The sequence below is a fragment of the Bradyrhizobium sp. U87765 SZCCT0048 genome (assembly GCF_018131225.1).
In the GTDB taxonomy this organism is placed as follows: Bacteria; Pseudomonadota; Alphaproteobacteria; order Rhizobiales; family Xanthobacteraceae; genus Bradyrhizobium_A.
Window position 1 is genome coordinate 153,931 of the sequence record NZ_JAFCMM010000002.1, and the last position, 17,558, is coordinate 171,488.

Annotated in this window: 13 protein-coding genes; 2 read left to right on the forward strand and 11 right to left on the reverse strand. The window is 68.3% G+C overall.

Annotated features, from left to right (window positions below; all coding sequences use genetic code 11):
- Position 1: 1 nt before the first annotated feature.
- Entirely contained in the window at positions 2 to 1,699 is a 1,698-nt protein-coding gene (locus JQ639_RS14015) for a SulP family inorganic anion transporter (RefSeq protein WP_211967132.1), read from the reverse strand.
- 142 nt (positions 1,700 to 1,841) lie between these two features.
- Here JQ639_RS14015 and JQ639_RS14020 point away from each other — a divergent pair, with 142 nt between their 5' ends.
- The gene (locus tag JQ639_RS14020; protein ID WP_211967131.1) at positions 1,842 to 2,570 is read left to right on the forward strand and encodes a hypothetical protein; all 729 of its coding nucleotides are present in this window, start codon (positions 1,842 to 1,844) and stop codon (positions 2,568 to 2,570) included.
- 14 nt (positions 2,571 to 2,584) lie between these two features.
- Here the strand turns inward: JQ639_RS14020 and JQ639_RS14025 are convergent, their stop codons facing one another.
- The 8 genes from JQ639_RS14025 to JQ639_RS14060 form a co-directional block, all read right to left on the reverse strand.
- The gene (locus tag JQ639_RS14025) at positions 2,585 to 3,343 is read right to left on the reverse strand and encodes a helix-turn-helix transcriptional regulator (RefSeq protein WP_211967130.1); all 759 of its coding nucleotides are present in this window, start codon (positions 3,341 to 3,343) and stop codon (positions 2,585 to 2,587) included.
- A 102-nt stretch (positions 3,344 to 3,445) separates the two neighbouring features.
- Entirely contained in the window at positions 3,446 to 5,125 is a 1,680-nt protein-coding gene (locus JQ639_RS14030; protein ID WP_211967129.1) for a glycosyltransferase, read from the reverse strand.
- A complete protein-coding gene (locus JQ639_RS14035; RefSeq protein WP_211967128.1) occupies positions 5,119 to 6,234 on the reverse strand; it encodes a glycosyltransferase in 1,116 nt (371 codons plus the stop codon). The genes JQ639_RS14030 and JQ639_RS14035 overlap by 7 nt, the downstream gene beginning before the upstream one ends.
- Complete coding sequence (locus tag JQ639_RS14040) at positions 6,231 to 8,024, reverse strand: flavin monoamine oxidase family protein (protein ID WP_211967127.1); 1,794 nt, start codon at positions 8,022 to 8,024, stop codon at positions 6,231 to 6,233. Before JQ639_RS14040 ends, JQ639_RS14035 begins: the two co-directional genes overlap by 4 nt.
- 342 nt (positions 8,025 to 8,366) lie before the next feature.
- A complete protein-coding gene (locus JQ639_RS14045) occupies positions 8,367 to 8,699 on the reverse strand; it encodes a hypothetical protein (protein WP_211967126.1) in 333 nt (110 codons plus the stop codon).
- Positions 8,700 to 8,724: 25 nt separating this feature from the next.
- The gene (locus JQ639_RS14050; protein ID WP_211967125.1) at positions 8,725 to 10,125 is read right to left on the reverse strand and encodes a hypothetical protein; all 1,401 of its coding nucleotides are present in this window, start codon (positions 10,123 to 10,125) and stop codon (positions 8,725 to 8,727) included.
- 187 nt (positions 10,126 to 10,312) lie between these two features.
- The gene (locus tag JQ639_RS14055) at positions 10,313 to 14,125 is read right to left on the reverse strand and encodes an AsmA family protein (RefSeq protein WP_211967124.1); all 3,813 of its coding nucleotides are present in this window, start codon (positions 14,123 to 14,125) and stop codon (positions 10,313 to 10,315) included.
- A gap of 250 nt (positions 14,126 to 14,375) precedes the next feature.
- Complete coding sequence (locus JQ639_RS14060) at positions 14,376 to 15,794, reverse strand: FAD-binding oxidoreductase (RefSeq protein WP_211967123.1); 1,419 nt, start codon at positions 15,792 to 15,794, stop codon at positions 14,376 to 14,378.
- Positions 15,795 to 15,992: 198 nt separating this feature from the next.
- Between JQ639_RS14060 and JQ639_RS14065 the strand changes: the two genes are divergently transcribed.
- Positions 15,993 to 16,523 carry a thioesterase family protein gene (locus JQ639_RS14065; protein WP_211967122.1) on the forward strand — a complete coding sequence of 177 codons (531 nt, stop codon included), beginning with the start codon at positions 15,993 to 15,995 and terminating at the stop codon, positions 16,521 to 16,523.
- Positions 16,524 to 16,534: 11 nt separating this feature from the next.
- Here the strand turns inward: JQ639_RS14065 and JQ639_RS14070 are convergent, their stop codons facing one another.
- Complete coding sequence (locus tag JQ639_RS14070; protein WP_211967121.1) at positions 16,535 to 16,972, reverse strand: GNAT family N-acetyltransferase; 438 nt, start codon at positions 16,970 to 16,972, stop codon at positions 16,535 to 16,537.
- 3 nt (positions 16,973 to 16,975) lie between these two features.
- A complete protein-coding gene (locus tag JQ639_RS14075; RefSeq protein WP_211967120.1) occupies positions 16,976 to 17,554 on the reverse strand; it encodes a nucleotidyltransferase family protein in 579 nt (192 codons plus the stop codon).
- Between the last annotated feature and the right edge of the window lie 4 nt (positions 17,555 to 17,558).

Here is a 17,558-nt window from a genome sequence, read left to right on the forward strand (position 1 = left end):
TCTAGCGCGGCCTGCAGCCCTGTACCGCCTGCTCCACACTGTGGAACAGGCGGTCGGGGCCGAGCAGGTCGTCGACGCCGAAGCGTGTCAGCGCCGTCTGCGCACGCTCCGACTCCAGCCGCGCGATCGCGAAGATCACGCCGTCCTCGTGACAGGCGCGAATGAGGTCCTTGAGAACCTGCGCAGCGGTGAAGTCGATCTCGACCACGCCAGTCGCTTCCAGCACGACGAGATGCGCCTGCGCTGCGGCCTGGCGCAACGCGACGACGTCGCGCCGGAAGTGTTCGGCATTGAGGAACGACAGCGGCGCCTGGAAGCCGATCACCAGCACGCCCGGCTCGTTCTCGCCGGGCATGTGCGGGCTCTTCGGCCACCAGATCGAGGTGCCAGGCACGCGCTCGAACACATGGGCGCGCGCCCGCGTCGTGCTCCAGATGCCGTGCAGCAGCGACAGCGCGATACCGATGCCGACGCCCTGCTCGATCGGAAACAGAATGATGGCGGCGGCGGTCGACGCGATCAGCAGGAACTCGCCGAGCGACTGACGGAAGATGGTCGCGATCTGCTTCGCGCGGATGATGCGCAACGCCACGAACAGCAGCACGCCGCCGAGCGCTGCGTTCGGGACATGGCGCAGCAGCGCCGCGCCGAATGCCAACAGCGCCAGCACGATCGCGGCCGCCGCGAGACAGGCGATCTGCGAGCGTCCGCCGGTCTCCGACACGATCGCGGTGCGCGGCGGACTGGCGTTGACCGGAAACGCGCCGATCAGTCCGGACAGCACGCTGCCGGCGCCGACACCAATGAAATCGCGGTCGACATCCGGCGGCACGTCGGGATCGGACGGGAACGAGCGCGTGGTGGCGGCGGTCTGCACCATCACCACCATGGCGATGATCAGCGCCAGCGGCACCAGATGCACCCACTCCATGATCCCGACATCGGGCAGTGTCAGCCGCGGCAGCGCGCCATGCAACTCGCCGAGCACGGCGACGCCGCGCGCCTCCAGCCCCATGAACACCACCGCGGCGCTGGCGGCGACCAGCCCGATCAACGCGCCGGGTATCTTGGCATCGATCTTCTCCGTGACCACGATGATCGCGAGCACGCCGAGCCCGATCACCACGGTGAACGGATTGGCGTCGCCCAGATGCGACAGCAGCGTCCACAGCCGCGCCAGCATCGGCCCCTCCGGCCCGGGCAGACCGAGCACGGCCGGCAACTGCGAGATCAGGATGTGGATGGAAATGCCGAGCAGGAACCCGACCGTGACCGGCACCGACAGCAGGTCGGCGATCCAGCCAAGACGAAAGAGGCCGCCGGCGATCAGGACCACGCCAACCATCAGCGACAGCGCCACCGCGAGCGCGGCATATTGGGGCGAGCCGGCGGTGGCGAGCAGCGCAAGACCACCGGCGAAGATCGGCGTGATGGTGGAATCGGCGCCGCTCGACAGGAAGCGGTTGCCGCCGAACACCGCGAAGGCAAGCGCACCGGCGAGGAAGGCGAAGAAGCCGATCTGCGGCGCGAAGCCGCCGAGCCGTGACGTCGCCATCTGCTCGGGGATGGCGATGGCGGCGAGCGTCAGGCCGGCGACGAGATCGCGCGACAGCAGTGCAAGGCCATAGCCCTGCAGCGAGCGAAACACCGGCCACGCCTTGCGGGCCGCCGCGTGGCCGCCGACCGCCGTCTCCGCCATGATGTCCTCCGTTGCCGGCGCGGCCGGCGATTCAGGTTCCAGCGGTAGCCTAGTCCGACGCTGCCCGGCGGCGATAGTCCCCGCGCTGCGAACCGGTCCACCGGTCGCCGCGACCAACAGGCGATCCACCAGGCAAGACGCCATGCCCCGCCGTCTTCGATCCTGCGCCGCGGCCGTCCTGCTGCTCGCCACCGCGATCCAGCCGGGCGAGGCCACGACCGCCTATACTTACGGCCCCCGGGAGTATGCAGCAGTCATCGACGGCCGCGCGCCGGGCGGGCGCATGACCATCGCCGCCCATGGCAAGGGCGAGGACAGCGCCGATGATTTTCATCTATACCTGACCACGGCCCACGGCCGCCGCAAGCCGATCCCGCTGCCGGGGATCGGGCCGGACGAGACCTTCGATCACGGCGGGCAGTCGTATCGGGCAAGCTGGTCGCCGGATGCGCACCGGGTTGCGGTGACGTTCCGGATCGAACGGCACGTCCTCGCGCTTCGGCTCTACGCCATCCGGCACGGACGGCCGCAGCGCATCGACATGCCCGATATCCTTCGCACTGTGCTGGGGCAGACCTCACTCGCCGCCGACGATTTCGACATCCGCACCGGCACCACCGTGGTCACCTGGCTCGGCCCGACGCGCTTTCGTCTCGACGAGCGCCGCCTGCTGCATGGCGATCCGGCAGTCCTGCTGCCGGCGCTGCACGGTTTCGGCCGCCGGCAGCCGGGTCGCGAGCCGGCGCCGCCCGCTTCGCCACGAAATGGTGAACCCACGGCCTTCATCGCATTCGCCGCCACCGTGGTCTGCCGCGTCTCGCCACGCGAGCGCGTCCGGATCGAACGTCTGAAGGCTGGTCACTTTGAATGAGCGCAGCGCGCCTGTCAGTTGAACAGCATCATCCGCGCCAGTTGCGTCCGGCTCGACACGCCGAACTTCTGGTAGATGCTCTGCACATGGGTGCGCACGGTCGGCAGCGAGATGCAGAGCTGATCGGCGATGGTGCGGTCGGTGCAGCCGCGCACGATCGCCGCGGCGATCTCCTTCTGGCGCGGCGTCAGCGCCACCGACTGGCCGCAGCGCTCGACACGGGCGGAGACGTCGATCTGGCCGTTCGGCAGCTCGGTCAGGCGGCGCTGCAACAGGGCCTGGGTGAAGGCCGTGCCGATGGCGTCGAGGATCTCGACGTCGCGCCGCGTGAAGTCCTCCTTGTCCTTGCCCCGCCAGATCCGCAGGTCGCCGATGTTGTGGCCGCCGGCATAGGCATAGAAGTTGATGCCGTAGTGCAGGCCGTCGCGCGTCAGGAAGTCGTTGAAGAACTCGGTGCGCTCGAAGCGTCCGCGGTCGATGACCTGCGAAACGCAGGTCGCGGTGCGCCGGCGCTGCAGCGCAGGCGTGATCGGATCGCGAAACTGGAAGTAGCGCTCGTAGTTGCCGAGGTTGCCGTCGTCCATGTTGATGGAGACACGATCGACGAAGCAGCGATGCTCCGGATCCCAGACATAGGAGGCGATGAACTGGGCATCCAGCAATTCGAGCAGCAACTGCCCGATCACCTGCCGCAGTTCGGACGAACCGTGATCCGCGGTCAGCTCGCGCATGATCCGGAAGACGATCGCCGTTTCCTTGTGCGAAAGATTCATGCTCGCAGACGGGACATGCCCGCCCCCCGGGGACCATCGCCGCGCATCACGAATCTTAGGACCGGGGCCCGCCAGGTTCAATCGAAAAAACAACTTTTGCGTTCAACGCCCGATATTGACAACTCCGAATTTCGCCAGCCAGAGCAGGCTCAAGGCGACCTTTCCGCGGTGCAGATGCCCGAACGCTGCCTCGAGGTCGGCCACCGTGGTGCCATCGGCAAGGGCGACCGCGTCGACGAGGCGGGCCATGTCGGACGACGCCAGCAGCAGCGGCAGCGCCATCGCGTGCGAGGGGTTGGCACGCAGCCCGGCGATGCGCGCGGCGGCGGCCGGATCGGCGCAGCGCACCACCGAGGACGCGGTGAGCTGTGCGGTCGCGAAATGGCCGAACGCGGCGAACGGATCGGCCAGCCCGAACTGGGTGAGCGGCGGACGGCCGCCGGCCCCCCGTGCAGCATGCAGACGGATCGCCGCCAGCTCGTCCCACAACTCCTGATACCGCGCAAGGATCGTTCCCCAGCCATAAACGCGCTCGGCCCGCGCCCGGCCGGCGCGGCCGAGACGGCGGCGCAGGTCGGCGCTGGCCGCCAGCGCCGCGATCCGGCGCGCCGCCACGCCGATATCGACCGCCACCACCTGGCTGAGCGCCGCGATCGAATCGTCGAAGCTTTCGACGCCGAACGCCGCGCGATGCAGCACCATGTCGCCCTCGCGCTCCGACGGCATGCGTGTCGGCACGATATAGCCGGTCTCGCCATCGATCACGCTCTCGCGCAATCCGCTCCAGTCGCTGACCACGCAGGGCAGCGATGCCGCCATCGCCTCCAGCACCGTCATGCCGAAGGTTTCCTGCAGATTGTCGGGCATCGACACGAAGAAGTCGGCGGCCGCCCAGCTCGCGTCCGACGACGCCGGATCGCGGCCGTCGATCCACGACACCTGGACCTCGCCGCAGTACTGCCGGGCGAGGTCGCGGAATTCCGCCTCGACCAGCGGGTTGACGAACTGGCCTGTCATCAGCAGGTGCAACTCCGCGCCGGGCGCCGCGGCGGCAGCTTCGCGGAACGCCATGAACATCGGCGTCGGATGGGCCTTGGTGAGGAAATTGAAGCGGCCGAAATAGAGCCCGACCACCGCGCTGTCGGCGATGCCGAGCTGGCGCCGCAACACCTGCCCGGCGGCGGCACGCGCGGCCGTGCGCTCGAAACGGCTGGCGTCGACGCCGAGCGGAATGACTGGCAATTGCGCCGGCATCACGCTGCGGGCGCCGGTGCGTTCCTGCAGATAGTCCGAGAATCCGTCGAGGATCGCCTGCACCGAGCGGCGGGCCGCCTCCGACGTGCACACCAGCGCATCCCACGGCCGCAGCGGCGCGATCAGCAGATCCTGCAGGCCGGCGACGACCCCGCTTTCCGACAGGGTGTGGGTGACGCCGCACAGACTGTAGGCATCGTCGCGCAACGAACGGCGCATCCAGGCGAGCCGGCCGAGCACCGGATCCGGCCAGTAAAGCGTGCCGAGCCGCGCGATCGCATCGACATCGTTCATGGCGATGTGATAGGCGGCGCCGGGATCGCCGCCGAACTCGGCGATCTGCTCGCAGAACGCGGCGAAATCCTCCGGTGTCGCGGCAACGCAGCGGTAACCCTCGGCCCTCCTGGCCGCCGCGAACGCCTTGAGAAACTCGCGCCCCGCCGACTGCCGCCCGACGATGCCATGGGTCGATCGGCCGTAGGCGTCAGGCACATAGGAGATGCCGCAATGGGACACGCGGCTCAGCATGCCAGCGCCTCCTGCGGCCGCGCCAGCAACCGCTCGATGCGGTCGCACGCGCGCAGCGCCGCGGCCGTCCAGCTCCAGCGCTGGCCGATCGCCGCCGCCTGGCGCTGCGCCCGCGCATGCTGCACGTCGCGCTGGCGCACCATTGCCCGCATCACCTCGGCAAGGCCGTCGATGTCGGGCTCGGCCCATTCGCCATAGTCGCCATCGCCGCGCATGAAGTATGGCAGCGCCTCCGGTGACACCGGCGCCAGCGTGAACGGCACCGGATAGCTGTTGTCGTCGGTCGCGAACGCGGTATGGCCGGCGAAGTGGGTCAGCGCCGTCGGCAGCCCGCTCGCCATCGCCTCGAGCGGCGGCAGGCCCCAGCCCTCGGCGCGCGACGGCGCGACGAAAGCGTCGCAGCTGCGGTACAGCGCCGCGATGTCGCGGCGCCGCGGCAGCGGCTGCACCGGCACCACCCAGCGCCGTCGCCGCAACGCGAGGTTTTCGAGAAAGCGCACGGTGTCGAAACCCGGGATCATGCGGTTGTGGCAGGCCAGCACCAGGACCACCGGTTCGTCACGGCCGAAGGCGCGGTCGAACGCTTCCAGCAATTCGACCGTCCCCTTACGCGGCTCGGCCTTGCCGACATGCAGGAAGCGGAAGCCATCGACGCCGTCGAGCAGCGGCAGACGCTCGCCGTGCGGCTGAAACAGCAGATCGTCGACGCCTTCGGGCACGACGTGCACCCGCGCCGGCGCCACGCCGTTGTCGCGCAGCACCTGCGCGCCCCACTCGGACGGCGTCCACACCTCGTCGGCCATAGCGAGCGGAATCATCCAGTCGTCGGGCAGCCGGGTGGATTCCCACACGGTGAAGGAGATCTTGCGCGCCGGACAGCCGGCGAACATCGCGACGCCGGGTCCACTGCCGACGACGATGACGACATCGTCGCGATCGGGCCAGTCGCGCTGGGCGGGAAAACGGCCGTCCATGCGCGGCGTCATGTCGAGACCGCGCACGGGGCGTGACGACACCCGTTGCAGGGCGGCGAGAAAATCCGCCGCCTGCACCCCGAAGCCGGTCGCAGGCTCGCCGAGCATGCCCGCGACAAAGATCGTGCCGCTCATGGGTAGTAATTGTAGCGCGGCGGCGCCACCGCGGTGATCGGGTTGTTGTTGGAAACGGTGAACGTGCCGCCCAGCGACCTGATCACCCCGGCCGCGCAGTTCAGTCCCGATTGCAGGGCGCCATCAGCCCAGCCGCCGGTCCACGACGTGCAATCACCGGCAATATAGACGAGGTTGTCGGCGGTCGAGCCGGCCTTGCCGAAGTCGCGATAGACCGTGTCGATGTAGGGATCCTGTCCCGGCTGTGCCAGCGTGAAGGCACCGTAGTAGTCCTTGGTCGACTGCCAGACCACACAGCGCATGTCCTGTGCGAGATTGCCGCTGAACGGCACGAGCTGATCGGCATAGTCGAAGAACGGCGTGCCCGCGGTGATGGTGCGGATCTCCGCCTTCAGTGCGTTGAGTAGTTCGACCGGGTCGAGCGCCTGGGTCTTGGTCGAGTCGTCCTCCCAGGTGTAGGTGACCAGCACCACGCCGCTCTGCGGATCGCCGTAATCCAGCGTGTAGAGCTGCGGCAGCTTTGTATCGGACAGGATGTTCCGCGGGAAGCGCGTGTTGGTCCAGAACTTCTTGGTGCGCAGGAACAGCTTGGTCGACGACGTGACATGGATACGGTTGATCGCCTCGCCGACATTGGGATAGGTCGTCTGCAGGTTCGGCGGCAGCTGCGGCTGTGCGTCGCTCAACGACAGGTCCATCTCCATCGCCCGTGTCGTCGCGGCGACGATCACCCGGTTGAACGTCTGCTTGGTGCCGTTGGCCAGCGTCAGCGTCACCGTGTTCGGCTGCTGCTCGGCGACCTTGACATGGGCGACGCGGGTGTTCGGGTGGTAGACGCCGCCGGCCGACGCGAAGCGGCCGAGGAAATGCTCGCAGAGCTGCGAGATGCCGCCCGGCACGAAGCGCTGATCGGTCTCCAGCGCATTGGTGAGCAGGCGGTAAATGTAGTTGAAGCCGATGCCGTACAACGGGCCGAAGCCGCCGGAACCGATGCCGAGCGTGCCGAAGCGCGTGAAGTCCTCGGCGCTCCACACCGCGCCGGCCGGCACCTGCCACTTGTGCTGCGGCCCGAAAATCTTGGCGAGGCCGGTATAGAAGCTGTCGTTGCCGAACTCGTTGATGTAGCGCTGCCAGGCATTGGTCACCTGCGCGAGCGCGGTGCCATTGGTCGGCGACACCTGCAGGGTGTTATTGAAGGACACCGACGACCAGAACGCGGTGCCGTTCGGCACCGTGATGCCGTTGTTGACCAGCGCGATCCAGCCGTTCCACACCCGCTCGAAGCCGTTGGGCGGCACGGAAGGGTTGGTCCACATCTGGCCCTGGCCCTTGTAATAGACCCAGGTCGGCTGCTTGCCGGGATCGGGGAAGTTCGCCGTGGTCTGGATGCCGAAGGCATCGAGGTAGTAGAACAGCGCCTCCTCGCTCGGCGGAAAGCGCATCGCGCCCATCTCCGCGATGTCGACCGTGGCGACGCCGTTGGAGTCGCGGTAGCGCGAGCTGTAGAGACGGCCGCCCGGCGGCCGCTTGTCGGCTGCTTCCTCGGCGGTCTCGGCATCGAACAGCGTCACCTTGGCGCCGCACTTCTGCAGCTCGAACGCGGCGACGCAGCCCGCGGCGCCGCCACCGACAATGCCGACGCTCTGGCCGCTGAGCTTGCCGATCGGCGCATTGATGCCGCCGGACTGCTTCAGCCAGTTGGAGTAGATGAAGTTGGGGGTATCGACGAATGCCTGCGGCGGCACCGCCTGTGCTGCAAACGGACGAAGATTGGGAATGAATGTCGCCATACCACGGCTCCTAAAGCATCTTTGCTTCTGAAAAGCTCAGGTCTCGCAGCGCGAATAGCGAGCAGTCGGCGCGCCAGCGTCATTTGCCAAGTCTGACAAATTCGTCTGGTCGCACCATCATTACTACTGATGATTTTGGCTGCCGTAATTTTTGCAGCGCGCGATGAAGGATGCGATCGCCGGTACGGCGTGCCTGCCGTTCGACGACCTCGCGCGGTGGCGAGGGGACCTGCGCGAAGGAAGAGTCGTTAAACTTCGCTTAAAATCACGAGACTGGCCACGCTTCGCACAAGCCCCGCCGGTGGACCACATGTGTCCGGATCGACGGGCCGCGAACCGGGATCAATCGAGGCAACCACCATCGATCCAGTCCTCGATTTCCTTGATCTGGGGATCGGGAATGTACGGCCCCCCTTGCGGCATGCGTGATGCCGGCCCGTTCCGGCCCGTCCGCAAATCGACGATCAGGTTGGCGAGGTGTCCCTGACCGTTGCCGATGACCTCGGGTTGAATAAGACGCGCTCCATGACCGACAGCTGCGAGAAGCGCCGCCTTCGTTGCCCAGGAGAACGTCTTCCCGTGCCCGGACAGATCGGCGGGGTTGTCATTCCCGGGATGGCTCTGCCAGACCCTGATGCTTTCATCGAGAATAGCTTTTACACGGTCGAAACCCATCATGCCCTCCATCACATCTTTTATTTTATGGAAGCTCGCTCAAAAATTTCGAAAGGACGTGGCTGACATTGAGCCGCTTGGCGGGAATGATCGTCGCTCCGGTACGATCGTCCGTCACACGCTTGGTGTTGTGGCAACTGAAGCAATTCGGCCGCTGATCGGCCGCTTGCGTGAAGGATTCCATCGCGGTGCTGGAGAGACGGTCCTCACCTGCCACCATTGCGCCGGCGGAATCCGTCGTCTGACCATCGTCGTTCTGAAACAGGACGCCGGATTTGAAATCCCGCGCGGGATTGTCGAGCCAGATGGCGCCGACGAGCTGATAGTGCTGCCGGGCGTCTTCCGGCGCGAGCGTCCCGCCCTTGAAGAGCGCCGTCATGCTCGTGTTGACTGCGCTGATGTCGTCATCTTCGTCCGTCGTATCCGACTTGGATGCGGGAAACATGCGATAGACAGGTGTCGAAATGACCCCTCCCTTGTCGAAGGATTGGGTCGCCGGATTGAAATGCGCAAAGCGCTCCGCAACGCTGTTGGGGAGATTGGCCGCGGAAGCAGGCGTTCCCGCCCTGTAGAGCGGCCAATCGGTCGCGGAAATGACTGTTGTACCGGATGGCGCATTTGAAGCGGCCGCGGGCGCGTTATCACGCAAGCCATTGGCGCCGACATGTTCGAAGGTCGCCCATATGAACTCGGGATGTCCCTTGAGCACGAACACGACATGAATGGCGATGAGGGCCACCTCGACGTCCCGCGTGCCCGTCCCCGGGACGACGTCGCCGTCCTTGACTTCCAGTATCGGAACGCGCGCCTGCGTGATGAAGTAGTCCGCGCGACGCAGCGCCGGCGTCACGATCTGCCAGGCGGATTTGAGCTCGATCGCCCCCTCGCCGAATTCGATTTTGTCGGGATCTGCGTTGAGCAGGGCCGTCTTTGTCGTCAGCTTGTTCGTCTTGATGAAGTCGCTGAACACGCCGTTGACGTGAATGGCGTAATAGATCGGGTTGCCGTTGCCATCGATCAACAGTCCTCTCAGCGGCCCGGCCTGATTGATCCCTGCATCGATTCCCGGCGGATTTCCAGGCGTGTTGAGAAGCTTCTCATTGGGCAGCTGCGCGACACGCGGAGCAAGACTCAAGATCCCTGCTTTTTCGCGCGCGAACTGAAAATTGTGCTCTGCTCCGAAAAGCTCGGGGATCGTCGAGTATGTCCGAAGAAAGCGCGTGCTCTTGCCGTCCGGCTGCATGACGAAGAGAAAATGCTGCCAGGCTGCCTGGTAGAAAGGACAGTCCGGCTGCGGGTGAGGCGGCAGAACGGCCTGATAGGTGGGATCGGGCGTGTTCGGCAACCAGTTCGCGGGTGCGTCACACGCGGCTTCGGCACGCATCGCGGAAAGGGAGCAGGCGGCGACGGCAATCAACACACGCAATATATGATGTCTCATCATTCATCCCCGGCAATCCAAGATGAATATCGGCAAGATCGAAAATCATTACGCCGGCACGCAAACAGCGGAGCGTCGGCGGGCAAAATACATTCTCAAAACCAAACAGAAGAAATCATGAAGTCTGCGAACTATAGCAGACGCGCAGCGGTTGAAAAGCGCGCCCCGACGTTCAGTTCTGCAGGGACGGGGCGAGCTGCAGCGGCGGGCGCGGCACGGGCTTCGAATGACGCACGGTGCCCGGCGCGGGGCGGATCTCGATCGGCGGCGGCAACGGCTGCACATCGTTCGCCGGCGGCACGGCAGCAGCCTGCGGAGGCGTGGCATGTGGCGGCGAAGCGGGCGCTGCCGTCGGCACACGCGGCTTCGGCTCCTGGCGTCGTGGATCGCGCCCCGGTACCGGCACACCGGTTGCGGGCAACGCGCCGGGAACGGGATCGATCGTGCGCGGCAACGATGCCGTCGCCGGCGGCGATGGCGTCGCGGGAGGCAGCGGCTGGGCCTGCGGGAGCGCCACGGTCGGCGACAATGTCGCCGGCGGCCGGGCGGCGGCGGGCGGCGATGCCGGCGCTGGCCCGGCCGGCGCCGGCTCGCCACGCTCGATCGCATCGAGCCGGCGGGTCTCGCGGTCGATCGCGCGCACCGCGAGCCACGACGACAGCGAGGTCACGTCGAGCGTCCAGTCGAGGCGCTCGGGCGGACCATGGGCATAGAGCTGGATCTCCGGCCGGCTGGTCTCGGTGCCGATGCGTGTCGCGGTCAGGCTGGCGCGCAGGTCGGCCTGGTCGGCGGTGATGTCATAGCCGCCGGAGACGATGGCCCGCGCCCCATCGGCATCGAGCGTGGTCGCGATCACCCGCAGGCTGCCGTCACGGATGCTGAACGGCACCTGCACCGACGGCACGGCGAGCGGCGCCCCCTTCAGGGCCGCGGTGACGACGTCGCGCAGCGCCCGGTCGTTCGCCGCCTGCCCGGTGTCGCTCGCCGCGATCGCGGCGTCGAAGGCACGGGGGTCGAGCCCGCCGATCCGCGCCGCCTCGATCGCGATGGTGCCGTTGCCGGACAGCGCCCCGAGCAGCGCGCCGGCGCTGCGGCCGCGCGCCGCCAGCGCCATCTGCAGCGAGGTGCGGCCGGCGGGCGGCGTGAGACCGCGCCACGCGAGCGCGGCACCATCGACCTCGGCAAGCTGCACATGGGCATCGAGCGCAAGCCCGTCGCGGCCGGTGCTGGCGGTGACGTCGGCTGTGGCGCTGCCGCCGCCAAGCCCGCCCTTGAGGTTGTCGATCGCCAGCGACACGCCGTTGCCCTTCAGCGTGCCACCGACCTGCTTCAGCTCGATGCCGCCGGGCAGGACGGCGCGCACCGCCTGAAAACCAAGTTCGCCGCGCGCGCCGGCGAGCGGACCGCGCGCGAGCGGCTCATCGGCGCCGCGGCCGCCGGCGCCGATCGCAAGGCCGAACGCTGCGCCGAGATCGAGCAGGTCGATGCCGAGCTCGCCGGAGAACGCCGGCTCGTCGCCGCGGGTCAGCGCGAGGCGGCCGCGCACATGCGATCCGGCCACGGTGGCATCGATATCCTCGAAGCCGAACCGCGGTCCGGCGATCACAAGGCGCGACGACAGCCCGACCGCGAGCGCGGGCACGCGCCCGGCCGGAAGATCGAACAGCGGCGCGATATCGAGCTTGCGCGCGGCGATGGACATCGCCGCCTTCGCCTCGTCCGCCCACGGCTCGCAGGTCCCCTGTGCATCCGCATCGAGATTGGCGCCGGCGAGCTTCGCCTTGAAGCGCAGCGGCGCCTTGTAGGCGCCGGTGGCGGTGGCCTCGATCTGCGCCGCGCCGTCGCCGACGGCGATGCTGCGCTCGAGGCCGAGCAGCGTCAGCAACGTGCGCCCCTGATCGGCGCTCAGCCGACCATCGACATTGACCTCGCTGCGCGTCAGCGCGTCGTTGTCGAGCCGGTTGAGCGCCGCGCCAGGCGGCGCCGCGGACGCGCGCACCGTACCCTTGAGCTGTGGCGTATCGAGATCGAAGGTCGCCAGCACGTTCGCGGCGTCGGCGCGGCCGCCGGTCGCCCGGTCGCCCTTGTCCATCCGGTCAAGCGTCAGCGCGACCTTGAGCTTCGCGCCTGGCTTGCCGCTGGCGCTGACCGGCGCAGGCGGCCCAGGCGGCAGCGCCGCAAGCCGTGTCGCGACCGCGGCCGGCAGCACCGGCGCCAGGAATGACGACAGCGCGCCGAGCGATGGCCCGCGCACCTTGAGCCCGAGCTTGCCGGTGATCGCGGCGCGATCGAACGCGCCGCTGCCCTCGACAGCGACCCCGCCGGCGCCGCCGAGTCTGAGGCTGGTCAGCGTCAGCGCGGCAGGACCGTAGCTGGCGTCGAGCAGCAGCGGCGTGAGTTCCTGGCCCTGCACGACGCCGCGGCCGATATCGAGCGACAGCTGCGCCTCGTCCGGCCACTCGCCCTGCGGGCCCGCGAAGGCACGGGCAAAGCCGGCGACGACATCCAGATCGGCGCGCGCCGCCTTGAGGCTGGCTTCGAGCTTCAGCCCGCCGGTCCCCTTGCCCGCCGCGCCATCCGACAGCGCCAGCCGGCCCTCGACCGCCGAGCCCTCGACATCGGCGGTGACACGCTCGAGCGCGATACGCTCCGCGGCGACGTTGAGATTGCCGGCGAGCCGCAACGGCCCCTGCAGGCGCAGCGCGGCATCACCGCGGCCGCGCAGCCAGGCCGCGAGATTCTCCGGATCGGACGATTCGACCTTGAGATCCCCCCGGAAATCGCCCCCCGGGGCCAGGCGCCCGGCGAGCGTGATCTGGGTACCGCCCGGCGCACGCGCCTCGATGCGATCAGCGATCCAGCCGTCGGTGTCGCCATGGAGTTCCGCGGCGATGCCCTGCACCGGCCGGCCGCCAAGCATGATGGTCTCGGCCTCGACCTCGAGTCGCGCGGCGAAAGGCGGCACCGGAATGGCGGCGACGACGCCGCGCAGGCCGGGGATCAGGCGCGTCGGCTCGGTGCCCGCACTTTCCTTGGCGAGCAGGCGGTCGGCATCGAGCTGGCGCGCGGCGAGCGCCGCCCGCAACGCCGGCGCCGCGCCGAAACGCAGATCCGCGCTGCCCGCGAGCTTGAGTCCGATGTCATCGGAGCCATACGTCACCTCGACCTGCTCGAACTTCGCGGCCGCCGGATCCGCCTTCACCCGGGCACCGAGCTTCCACGGCGTCTGCAGGCGATGGCCGCCATCGGTGCGCAGCGCGATCGCCCGCGACAGCGTCAGCGCGCCTTCGAAGCGCGGCGTCTGGTTCGCGGTCGTGACGACACCGTCGAGATCGACCCCGAACGGACGCTCGGCGGGATCGACGGTGACACGGACACGCGTGCCGTTGCCGTCGGCGCCACGGCCGGTGACAAGGCGGAAGGGATAGCGCACGCCGCGAAAGACGGCGTTGCCGTCGCCGCGTGCCGCACCTGCGAGCGGGCGCACGTCGCCGCTGAAGGCGATGTCGTCGAGCACGAAGGTCGCGCCGCTGGCGGCGTCATGCAGCGCGGCCCGGCCGGTCAGGCTAAGGCGGTCGACCGCGACCGCGGCAAGGCTCGCGCCGCCATTGCCGAGTGGCGAGACGAACTGACCACGGGCATCGAGACCAAGCGCGAGATCGAGGCCATTGACGGTGAGGTCAGTCGCCCGCCATTCGCCGCGCAGCAGCGAGCCGAGGGCAAACTCGACGTCGAGCTTGTCGGCGCGCAGGCGGCGGTCGTCGGCGCCGCTCCCGACCGTCACCGACCGCAACCGCAGCGTCGGCGTCGGCAACAGCCGCGCATCGAGCTGGCCGCCAACCCGCACGGGCGCGCCCACGATGCGGGTCGCCTCGGCCTCGAATTGCGGCCGGAACTGGTTCCAGTCGATGAAATACGGTCCGACCAGCGCGGCCAGCAGCGCAAGGATGAAGGCGATCGCCAGTCCGAGCAGCGTGGTCTGCACGATGGTCTCTCGTTATGCGGCTGCAGCCAGCCGCGATTCGTCGGCTCTGGTTGTCATTAGCAGGTCTTCGGCGCGGGAAGATGCGCCTATATTAGGGCCAACTGTGGCGAAGTCACAGCAGCTCCAACGCCGCAGGGGCCGCATGCACAGCATGACAGGCCCCCGTGACAACAGCCCGACGCCCCGCCAGACGACACGGCCGGCCGCGGGGGGGCGCGGCCGGCCGGGAACAGCTGGGATCGGCGGCGGCTCAGGCCGCCGGAACGATCTTGCCGGGGTTGAAGATGTTGTGCGGATCGAACGCCCGCTTCAGCGCCCGCATCGCGTCCAGTGCCTCGGGGCCGAGCTCGCCAAGCAGGTACTTCTGCTTGCCCTGGCCGACGCCATGCTCGCCGGTACAGGTCCCGCCCATTGCCTGGGCGCGCTCGACGAGGCGGTGCAGGAATTCCTCGGCCTTGACCATCTCGGCGGCGTTGTCGGTGTCGGCGAGCAGCGAACAGTGGAAGTTGCCGTCGCCGACATGGCCGACGATCGGCGACAGCAGGCCAAGACGCTTGAGGTCCTCCTCGGTCTCGACGACGCAGTCGGCGAGGCGCGAGATCGGCACGCAGACGTCGGTTGCGACCACGCCAGCACCCGGCCGCAGGCCTCGCACCGCCCAGTAGGAATCGTGCCGCGCCTGCCACAGGCGGGTGCGATCCTCCGGCTTGGTGGTCCATTCGAAGCCGCCGCCGCCGCACTCGGCGGCGATCTCGGCGAACGACTGCGACTGCGCCGCGACCTCGGCCTCGCTGCCGTGGAATTCCAGCAGCAGCAGCGGCGTCTCCGGCAGGCTCAGCTTGGAGTAGGCGTTGCACGCCTTGACCTGCTCGGCATTGAGCAGCTCGATTCGCGCCACCGGAATGCCGGTCTGGATGGCGAGGATGGTGGCCTGGCAGGCGCCGGCCACCGTCTCGAACGAGCAGGCCGCGGCCGCGATGGTTTCCGGAATGCCGCGCAGCTTGATGGTGAGTTCGGAGATGATGCCGAGCGTGCCTTCGGCGCCGATGAAAAGGTGGGTGAGATCGTAGCCCGCCGACGACTTCTTGGCCCGCGTGCCGGTGGTGACGATCTCGCCGTCGCCGCGCACGACCTTCAGCGCCAGCACGTTCTCGCGGATGGTGCCGTAGCGCACCGCGTTGGTGCCCGATGCGCGGGTCGACGCCATGCCACCGAGCGAGGCATCGGCGCCGGGATCGATCGGGAAGAACAGGCCCTGGTCGCGGATGTACTCGTTGAGCATCTTGCGGGTGACGCCGGGCTGGATGACGCAGTCGAGATCCTCGGCGTGCACCGCCAGCACCTTGTTCATGTCGCGCAGGTCGATGCAGACGCCGCCAGCGGGGGCGTTGATCTGGCCTTCGAGAGACGTGCCGGTGCCGAACGGAATCACCGGCACGCCGTTGGCGGCGCAGATCCGCACCACGTCCTGGATGTCGGCGGTTTCCTGCGCCATCACCACGGCGTCCGGCGGCTGGTTGGTCAGCCAGGTGGTGGTGTGGCCGTGCTGCTCGCGCACCGCCTGCGAGGTCACCAGCCGGTTACCGAACCGCGCCGCCAGCGCTTCGAGTGCGCTTGCAAGCTTCTGCGGCTCCGGCCGCGGCAGGCTGTTGACGGTCGTCAGTCCCACGTTCGTCCTCCCGAAGGCGCGTCCTCAGCCGGAATGCGCCGATCATCCAGAAATCTGTTGTGCAAACCGCGTGGAGCGGGGCCATGGCCCTGACGTGAACCCGCGCGATTGCGGGCGACCGTGGCAAAGGATGTATATTGGGTCAAGCACCAAGCAGGTTCACATGGTGGAACGCGCCTGCCACCAACCAGGAACAACATGACGGACAGCCTTGATCCGATGTACGGCCTCCACCTCGCGCCGACGCCCTATGTCTGCAAGGTCATGCGGGTCGAGCCGCAGTGGATCGACCACAACGGCCATCTCAACATGGCCTACTACAACGTGCTGTTCGACCGCTCGGTGGACGAGTTCTTCGACATGATCGGGCTCGGCCACGCCTATCTGAAGGCCCGCAACCTCTCGACCATGACCGCCGAATGCCACGTGCGCTACATCCGCGAGATCCACGAGGGCGATCCGGTGCAGGCCCATGTGCTGCTGATCGCCGCCGACGACAAGCGCCTGCACGTGTTCGAGGAACTGCGGCATGCCGAGGAGGGCTGGCTGTCGGCGACGTCCGACAACCTGCTGCTGCACATCGACATGAATGTGCGGCGCGTCGCGCCGTTCCCGCCGGACATCGCCGCCCGCCTGCAGGCGCTGGTCAAGGCGCAATCCGCAGCGCCGCGCCCGGACGGCATCGGCCGCGGCATTGCGATGCCGGCGCGCAAGCCCGCGCAGGGCTGAGGCGCGCGGCGCTATACGGGCGCCGTTTCGGGCTCCGTCGTCATGAACACCCGTTCCGGCGTGTGCTGATAGGCCCGCAGCCCCTCGCGCCGGTAGAAGGCCTGCGCCGGATTGGTGACGAGGACACTGAGGCGCAGCGGCAACGCCTGCGCCCGCGCCTCGGCGATGGCGCGATGCAGCACGATCGCCCCGATCCCGCGGCGCTGATGATCGGGATGGATGTAGAGCTTGCTGACCCAGACATGATCGGCGCGGGGTTCGGTGGCGAGGCAGCCGGCGTCACCGCCCGCGACCGTGACGATGCGCACGCCCGCAAGCGGCGACGTCGCGTCGAAGCTGCCGCGATAGCCGCCCCATAGCGCCGTGGCATAGGCGCGCATGCAGAGATCCTCGAGCCGGGCGAGGAAATCGACATCGGCGGCGAGCGCCGCACGCAGATCGATCGGCATCGTTCACTCCTGCGAAAGCGCTGCCGCGCACGGCGCCATCCGTGTCAGGCGCGGCCAGCGCACGAACCAGTCCTTGGCGCGCAGCCGCGCTTCGAACACTGCCGGACGCGCCACAAATGCCGGCGTCGGCCGCACCACCAGCCCCAGCAGATCGCCGACGCCATGAGGCGCCAGCAGTTCGACGCGGCCGCCGGCGAGACGGGCGGCGATGGCGGTCGCGGTTTCCGGCCAGCGCGCGATCGCCGCCGCCGTATCGGCGTAGGGCGCGTCGGCATTGCGGATGTGCATGCGCGCCTGGTTGCGCGCCGACCACGGCACGCCGGGACACGCCTGCGCCAGCACGCGCTCGATCGCCTGTTCGTGCGGGCGTTCCGCAGCGGCGCGATCGAAGAACACCACGTCGACATCGTCGAGCCGCGCGCAGTCAGGCGCGCGACCGTGCAGCACATCCCACACCGCGTTGCGCACGAAGCCGGCGCCAATCCAGCCATCGGGCAACCGCAGCCGCGCGACCGCCTCGAGCAGCGCCATCATTCCCGGCTCGCGCGCAATCCGCGCGGCGATGTCGTCAACGGACCGCATGCCG

What these genes read in the sequence shown, in the direction of transcription:
- JQ639_RS14040 (WP_211967127.1), bottom strand. Translation starts at nt 8,024, where the DNA reads ATGGCGACATTCATTCCCAATCTTCGTCCGTTTGCAGCACAGGCGGTG.
- JQ639_RS14015 (WP_211967132.1), bottom strand. Translation starts at nt 1,699, where the DNA reads ATGGCGGAGACGGCGGTCGGCGGCCACGCGGCGGCCCGCAAGGCGTGG.
- JQ639_RS14035 (WP_211967128.1), bottom strand. Translation starts at nt 6,234, where the DNA reads ATGAGCGGCACGATCTTTGTCGCGGGCATGCTCGGCGAGCCTGCGACC.
- JQ639_RS14030 (WP_211967129.1), bottom strand. Translation starts at nt 5,125, where the DNA reads ATGCTGAGCCGCGTGTCCCATTGCGGCATCTCCTATGTGCCTGACGCC.
- JQ639_RS14075 (WP_211967120.1), bottom strand. Translation starts at nt 17,554, where the DNA reads ATGCGGTCCGTTGACGACATCGCCGCGCGGATTGCGCGCGAGCCGGGA.
- JQ639_RS14065 (WP_211967122.1), top strand. Translation starts at nt 15,993, where the DNA reads ATGACGGACAGCCTTGATCCGATGTACGGCCTCCACCTCGCGCCGACG.
- JQ639_RS14045 (WP_211967126.1), bottom strand. Translation starts at nt 8,699, where the DNA reads ATGGGTTTCGACCGTGTAAAAGCTATTCTCGATGAAAGCATCAGGGTC.
- JQ639_RS14020 (WP_211967131.1), top strand. Translation starts at nt 1,842, where the DNA reads ATGCCCCGCCGTCTTCGATCCTGCGCCGCGGCCGTCCTGCTGCTCGCC.
- JQ639_RS14070 (WP_211967121.1), bottom strand. Translation starts at nt 16,972, where the DNA reads ATGCCGATCGATCTGCGTGCGGCGCTCGCCGCCGATGTCGATTTCCTC.
- JQ639_RS14025 (WP_211967130.1), bottom strand. Translation starts at nt 3,343, where the DNA reads ATGAATCTTTCGCACAAGGAAACGGCGATCGTCTTCCGGATCATGCGC.